The following is a 5,250-nucleotide window of genomic DNA, read 5'->3' as shown; positions in this document are numbered from 1 at the left end:
GTCCGGGGCGGTCGCGGGAGGCAGTTCGGGAACCGGGTCGGCCGAGGGCGCCGGGTCGTCGCTGCTGTCTGCCGGGACCGGTTCGGGTGACGGCTCCGGTGTGCGGGAGCCGTGGGCGAGCAGGGTTCCGCCGAGGAAGGCGACCGCGGGCCATCCGGCGACGAGGATGCGCAGCCAGGCCGGTACGTCGTCCAGGTCGAGGAGGCCGGCGGTCGCGACGTTCGCGCCGAGTGACGCGGTCAGGGCGACGACGAACCAGCACCAGGCGGCCGGTTTCGATCCGCCGTTGCGGAGCCGGTGCCAGGCGGCGACGAGGAGCAGGTCGACGGAGACGGGGTAGGCCCACGCCTTCCATCCGGCCTGCCCCGCGGCGGCGGCCAGGTCGTGCAGGTGGGCGAAGGACAGGGCCCCGGCGATGACGGCTTGGACCAGGACCGCGTCCACGCGGAGAGCCGGGCGGGACATCAGGCCGACTCACCGGAGTGGTCCGGGCCCTCGTCGGCGTCGGTGCCGGTGTCGGTGCCGTTTTCGGCGTCGTGGCCGGTCGGGAAGAGGCCGGGCGGCGGCTCCGGGAGGGACACGGCCAGGGACGGCGCCACCGCTTCGACGAACTCCTCGTCGACGCCCGACGTGTCGGCGTAGAGGGCGAGTTGACCGAGCAGGAAGACGGTTCGGGCGAAGTCCTCGCAGTCGGGGCACATGGCGAGTGCTCTCCTTCTTTCGGGCATGACGGGGTAGGGACTCGGCGCGTGAGGACGGCGCCGGCGTGAAGAGTCGGTGCGGTTACTCCGTGACCGGCCGCGGACTGCCCGACGGACCGGCGGGCTTCACGGGCGGCACGGGAGGGACGTGTGGACGGAAGGGCGAGAGCGCCGGTACGTCGGGGGCGAAGTGGGCCGCGGCGCGGCAGGTGGCCGCAGCAGCGGCGAGGGAGAGGTTCGGGGTGCGGATGCGGGACCAGCCGCCCGAGGTGTCACCGGCGACGGCCAGGCCGGGCCGCTCGGAAGGGATGGAGCAGGCGGCCCAGACGGCTTCCGGGGCGATGTCCCCGAGCGCCATCTTCGCCGACGCTTCGTCGTTCACCCGGTGGCAGACACGACCGGTGAGCTGGGCGCGGAGCATGGTCGCGCCCTTGCCCAGCTCGGCGCCGAAGCGCTGCCCGCAGACCTCCAGGTAGAGGCCGGCCGCACGGCCGAGCTGGGCGAGGCGGATGAGCTGGGTGACCATCTCGTCGCGCCGTTCCTCCTCCTTCCGTGTGGCGACGAGAAAGAGTTCCGCGACCTCGTCGACGAACAGCACGACGGGTGCCGGGCGTTCGGCGTCCGGCAGTCCCCAGATGTCGGAGGTGATCTCCTCGGCCGGGGTGCCCGGGGCGATGCCCTGCCGGGCCTTGATCAGGTCGTATCGGTCCTCCATTTCCTTGACGAGCACCGGCAGCAGCTCGGCCGCCTGGTCGGGATCGGTGGCCAGCGCGGACAGCCGGGCGGCGAACGGCGACAGCTCGACACCGCGCTTGCAGTCGATGCCGACCAGGACGACCGGCTGAGTCGCCAGTCCGGCGAGCAGGTTCCGCAGGTACATGGACTTGCCCGAGAGCGTGGCGCCGAGGACGAGTTCATGCGGTACGGCGCGGTAGTCCCGTACGTACGCAGTCGCGTCCTCCCGCAGGGCGACCGGGACTTGGAGCGCTCCCAGCCCCGTACGGCCACGGGGCATGCGCACCTTCTTCAGGACGTCGAAGCCGACGAGCCGCAGTTCGACGACACCGGGCTTGATGTCCCGGACGTGCACGGCGTGGACGCCCCAGGCGTGCCGCAGCCGTTCGGCCGAGGCCGCCACGTCCGCCGGTTCCTGTCCGGGAGCCAGCCGCAGCCGCATGCGCAGGCCGGTCGAGGTGGGGCGGATGAGGCCCCGGCGGGGCGGGACCGGCCGGACCTCCCGCCGGGTGGTGGCCTTGACGGCCAGGGCCCGCCAGCGCGGAGGCTCGACGGTCAGGCCGCAGGCGTCCATGGTCGAGGAGTACGAGGCCAGCAGCCGGGCCACCGACAGCGGCAGCCCGACCGTGGACCAGTACGCCGCGGGGTGAGCGTGCCGGGCGTAGGCCGCGCCGCCTATCGCGGCGAGCGATCCGCCCAGCTCGGCCACCGTCACCAGGTCCGTCACGGTGATCAGCCCGCCTGAGCCATCGGGAAGGCGCCGGGGGCGACGGCGGTGGCGCGGTAGGCGATGCCGTGCCGCTGCTGCCCGTTGAACACGCTCTCCCACGGTCGCGCCACCAGCCCCGGCAGCGAGACCGGGGCACCGACGGTCAGCCCCTCCGTCACCCCGCTCTCAGGGATGGTGACCTGGATCAGCGACGACTGGCCCTCGTCGATGAAGACGACGCCGACGGTCATCAGCGCCTCACCGCTCACGGCGTCCTTCGCGATCTCCCCGGTCTGCCGGTCACGCACCTTCGCCGCCGGCGCTTCGGTGAGCAGGATCGTGGCGGTCGAGGCGTCCACACGGATCACACGCACTGAGATGTCTCCTTCTGAGTCGGTCAACCCGTCACCTGACAAGTTGACTTAGCAAGTTTGAAGCTAGAGATGCCAGGTTGACTTGTCAAGCTTGATTCGGGGGCGAGTTGAGGAGCCGTCAGGCGGCTCAGTTCAGGCGGTAGGTGTCTTCTAGTTCCTGCCGGTCGGCAGGCAGCAGCACGTCAGCGACCTGCAACGCCTGCCCGGACGCGTCACAGACGACGACCAGCACACTGAGCACGGGCACACCGTCCGGAAGGCCGAGCAACTCCGCTTCGTCCGCTTCGGGAAGCCGGGCGGACACGCGCTCGGTGACGTGGTCGAAGCGGACCTTCTTCCGCGCTTCGAGATGCTGCCGGACGCTGCCGCTCAGTGTCTCGGAGCTGTCGAGTTCCGTCCCGTCGGCCATGCCGGCGGGGAAGTACGACGAGACCAGTTCGACCGCTTCGCCGTCCTCTTCGACCAGGAAACGGCGCACCAGGACCTTGGTGCGCTTCGGCAGCCCGAGCGCGGAGGCGATCCGCGCCGGGACGGAGACGTGCCCGACCTCTACCAGCCGACCGGGAGCCTGCGACTCGTCCCGCTCCAGGGCGTCACGTCCCCGCCGGTCCTTCTGCTCGACCACTTCCGGGCGGCCCCGGACGATCGTGCCGTATCCCTGCCGGGACTCCAGCCATCCGTCCCGTTTCAGCAGCTCCAGCGCCCGGACGACGGTCGGGCGGGACATCCCGAAGGACTGCACCAGTTGGTTCTCACTGGGCACGCGGGTGCCGGGCGCGTACGTCCCGTCCTCGATGCGGCGCTGAATGGTCTGGGCGAGCCGAACGTACTTCGGTGCCTCCACTTCATACGCCATGAACGCCGCCGCCCGTCGAGATTGGCCAAGTCAACCGGTCAACCAGACTAGCGACATTTCCACTGTCGAAGTAGAAGCGGGGTGCCCTTCCCTCAGGCCGGCCAGGCATCGGCCACCACGAAGGAGACCACCGTTCCACCGAACCGGCTCGGCCCGGAGTGCCACGAGTCGGCGATGGAGTCGACGAGGAGCAGCCCGCGCCCATGCGCATCGTTGGTATCCGGATGCCGCAGCCGCACGGCCGCCGGGAAGCCGGGGTTGTGCACCTCCACTCGCAGCGAGGCCCCCTCCCGGAACCACTCCACGCGCACCACCCATGTCTCGTCCGCCTGTCCGTAGCGGATGGCGTTGGTGACCAGCTCCGAGATCATCAGCGTGCAGTCGTCGATGGAGCAGGCCGGGTTGTAGGGGGCGATGAACTTCCGGAACCAGCGTCGGGCCCGCGGTACGGACTCCGGGGTCGGATGCAAGGTCATCGCCCCCAGCCGCGGCGAGTCCTCGCAGGGATAGCGGTCGATCGTGTAGGTCATCCGCGCTCACTCCTTGCCGCTGCCGTCGCAGTCGAGGCAGCGCCGCTTCGATGTGGCACGGGTGCGGTCGTCGGCCGTCGAGAGCGCCAGAGCCGTACGGGAGCCGACACGCTTCCAGCCGCGTCCCCGGCATCCCCGGCAGTTGCCGCGCGCTCCCTCGTCCGGCCGTCGACTTGTCACACCGTGCCCCCTCTCCTTTAAGTGGCCTTAGCCACTTTGTGGATAGTGGCATTAGCCACTCGCGGTGTGCAAGCGGTTCGGCGGAACTACCGCTCACTTCAGGTCAGCGGGTAACCCTGCTCGAACGCCCAGCGGTGCGGCGGATAGGTGGCTTCGGCGAACTCCAGCGGCCGGTCCTGGAGGTCGTAGACGACGTGGTGGACGATCAGCACCGCCGACCCCGGTTCCAGGTGAAGATCCTCGGTTTCCTCGTCCGTGGCCTGCCGGGCACACATGCGGTCCTCGGCGTAACTCCCCTGCCGGCCCGTCATGTTCTCGACGTACATCAGGGTCCCTTCCTGGATGCGCTCGGCGTCCAGGAGCTTGGGCGCCCGCTGCCCGACGTCCGGGGCGAACCACGAGGTGGACAGGTTGATCGGCCCACTCTGGTTGTTCGTCACGCGACGACGGTGAACGGCCCGCCGGTCCTTGACCAGTCCCAGCGCTTCGGCCACATGGTCCGGGGCGTCCAGCCATCCGGCCGAGGTGATCACCGCGTACTCACCGGCGGTGTAGATCTTCCCGGTCTGCCGGGCCCGCCCGTACAACTCCCGCGCACGCCGGTTGACTTCGAGGCTACGCACATAGGTGCCCGAACCCTGCCGCTTCTCGACCAGGCCCTGATGACTCAGCGCCTCCAGCGACCGGGCGGCCGTCGGCCGGGAGACGGACCAGTCGGCCGCCAACTGCCGCTCCGAGGGAACCTCGTCCCCGGGCCGTAGATCCCCCCGCAGGATCTGGTCACGGATGTAATGGGCGATCTGGAGATACTTCGGCTGAGTCTCCTCGATTTGTGGCATGTCCCCTCCTACGTCAACAAGTGGCTATGGCCTCTGGCCACTATAGGGTGAGTGGTCAACTCCGAACCCCGTAGGCTGAACCCATGACCCGGTTGATCGTCGCAGCGGGAGGCGGGGGCGACGCGGTCGCTGCCGCAATGCTTGACGCCGGCCTCTACGGCGACGAGGACCGGGCGGTGATCCTCACGTACGCGTGGGACCGCCTACTTATCGACCCGGTACCGGGCCCACGAAGAGCCGACAACTTCACCGGCCTCCTGCCGATGACCCCCGCCGTACGACAAGTACCGGCCCAGGCCCGCCCCGTCGCCCCGGCAGGCTCCACC

Annotated in this window: 9 protein-coding genes; 1 reads left to right on the top strand and 8 read right to left on the bottom strand. The window is 70.0% G+C overall.

All coding sequences use genetic code 11. The features are described from left to right. From BZY54_RS46240 to BZY54_RS46210, 8 genes are all read right to left on the bottom strand, one after another. A partial coding sequence (locus tag BZY54_RS46240) for a DUF2637 domain-containing protein (RefSeq protein WP_086731324.1) occupies nucleotides 1-465 on the bottom strand: 465 nt, incomplete at its 3' end. Further along, a complete protein-coding gene (locus tag BZY54_RS46235) occupies nucleotides 465-701 on the bottom strand; it encodes a hypothetical protein (protein WP_086731323.1) in 237 nt (78 codons plus the stop codon). The genes BZY54_RS46235 and BZY54_RS46240, both read right to left, overlap by 1 nt. Nucleotides 702-783: 82 nt before the next feature. Further along, nucleotides 784-2,163, bottom strand: a complete 1,380-nt coding sequence (locus tag BZY54_RS46230) for an FtsK/SpoIIIE domain-containing protein (protein WP_086731322.1) — start codon at nucleotides 2,161-2,163, stop codon at nucleotides 784-786. Nucleotides 2,164-2,168: 5 nt separating this feature from the next. Continuing rightward, nucleotides 2,169-2,519: an SCO3933 family regulatory protein gene (locus BZY54_RS46225; RefSeq protein ID WP_086731321.1), complete on the bottom strand. Its 351-nt coding sequence runs from the start codon at nucleotides 2,517-2,519 to the stop codon at nucleotides 2,169-2,171. A gap of 127 nt (nucleotides 2,520-2,646) precedes the next feature. Continuing rightward, complete coding sequence (locus BZY54_RS46220) at nucleotides 2,647-3,375, bottom strand: GntR family transcriptional regulator (RefSeq protein WP_086731320.1); 729 nt, start codon at nucleotides 3,373-3,375, stop codon at nucleotides 2,647-2,649. A gap of 92 nt (nucleotides 3,376-3,467) precedes the next feature. Further along, on the bottom strand, nucleotides 3,468-3,905 hold the full coding sequence (locus tag BZY54_RS46215; RefSeq protein WP_086731319.1) for an ATP-binding protein: 438 nt from the start codon (nucleotides 3,903-3,905) through the stop codon (nucleotides 3,468-3,470). A gap of 6 nt (nucleotides 3,906-3,911) precedes the next feature. Continuing rightward, nucleotides 3,912-4,085 (bottom strand): hypothetical protein, encoded by a 174-nt coding sequence (locus BZY54_RS51375; protein ID WP_158104023.1) that lies wholly within the window; start codon nucleotides 4,083-4,085, stop codon nucleotides 3,912-3,914. Between the two features lie 98 nt (nucleotides 4,086-4,183). Beyond that, nucleotides 4,184-4,924, bottom strand: coding sequence for a GntR family transcriptional regulator (locus BZY54_RS46210; protein WP_086731318.1), 741 nt, complete (start codon nucleotides 4,922-4,924; stop codon nucleotides 4,184-4,186). 83 nt (nucleotides 4,925-5,007) lie between these two features. Between BZY54_RS46210 and BZY54_RS46205 the strand changes: the two genes are divergently transcribed. Then, nucleotides 5,008-5,250: DUF1152 domain-containing protein (locus BZY54_RS46205; RefSeq protein ID WP_143668344.1), on the top strand; the 243-nt coding region annotated here is incomplete at its 3' end.

Source organism: Streptomyces carpinensis (genome assembly GCF_002154505.1).
GTDB lineage: Bacteria > Actinomycetota > Actinomycetes > Streptomycetales > Streptomycetaceae > Streptomyces > Streptomyces carpinensis.
This window is presented reverse-complemented; position numbering and strand designations above follow the sequence as displayed.

What these genes read in the sequence shown, in the direction of transcription:
- BZY54_RS46235 (WP_086731323.1), bottom strand. Translation starts at nt 701, where the DNA reads ATGTGCCCCGACTGCGAGGACTTCGCCCGAACCGTCTTCCTGCTCGGT.
- BZY54_RS46220 (WP_086731320.1), bottom strand. Translation starts at nt 3,375, where the DNA reads ATGGCGTATGAAGTGGAGGCACCGAAGTACGTTCGGCTCGCCCAGACC.
- BZY54_RS46215 (WP_086731319.1), bottom strand. Translation starts at nt 3,905, where the DNA reads ATGACCTACACGATCGACCGCTATCCCTGCGAGGACTCGCCGCGGCTG.
- BZY54_RS46210 (WP_086731318.1), bottom strand. Translation starts at nt 4,924, where the DNA reads ATGCCACAAATCGAGGAGACTCAGCCGAAGTATCTCCAGATCGCCCAT.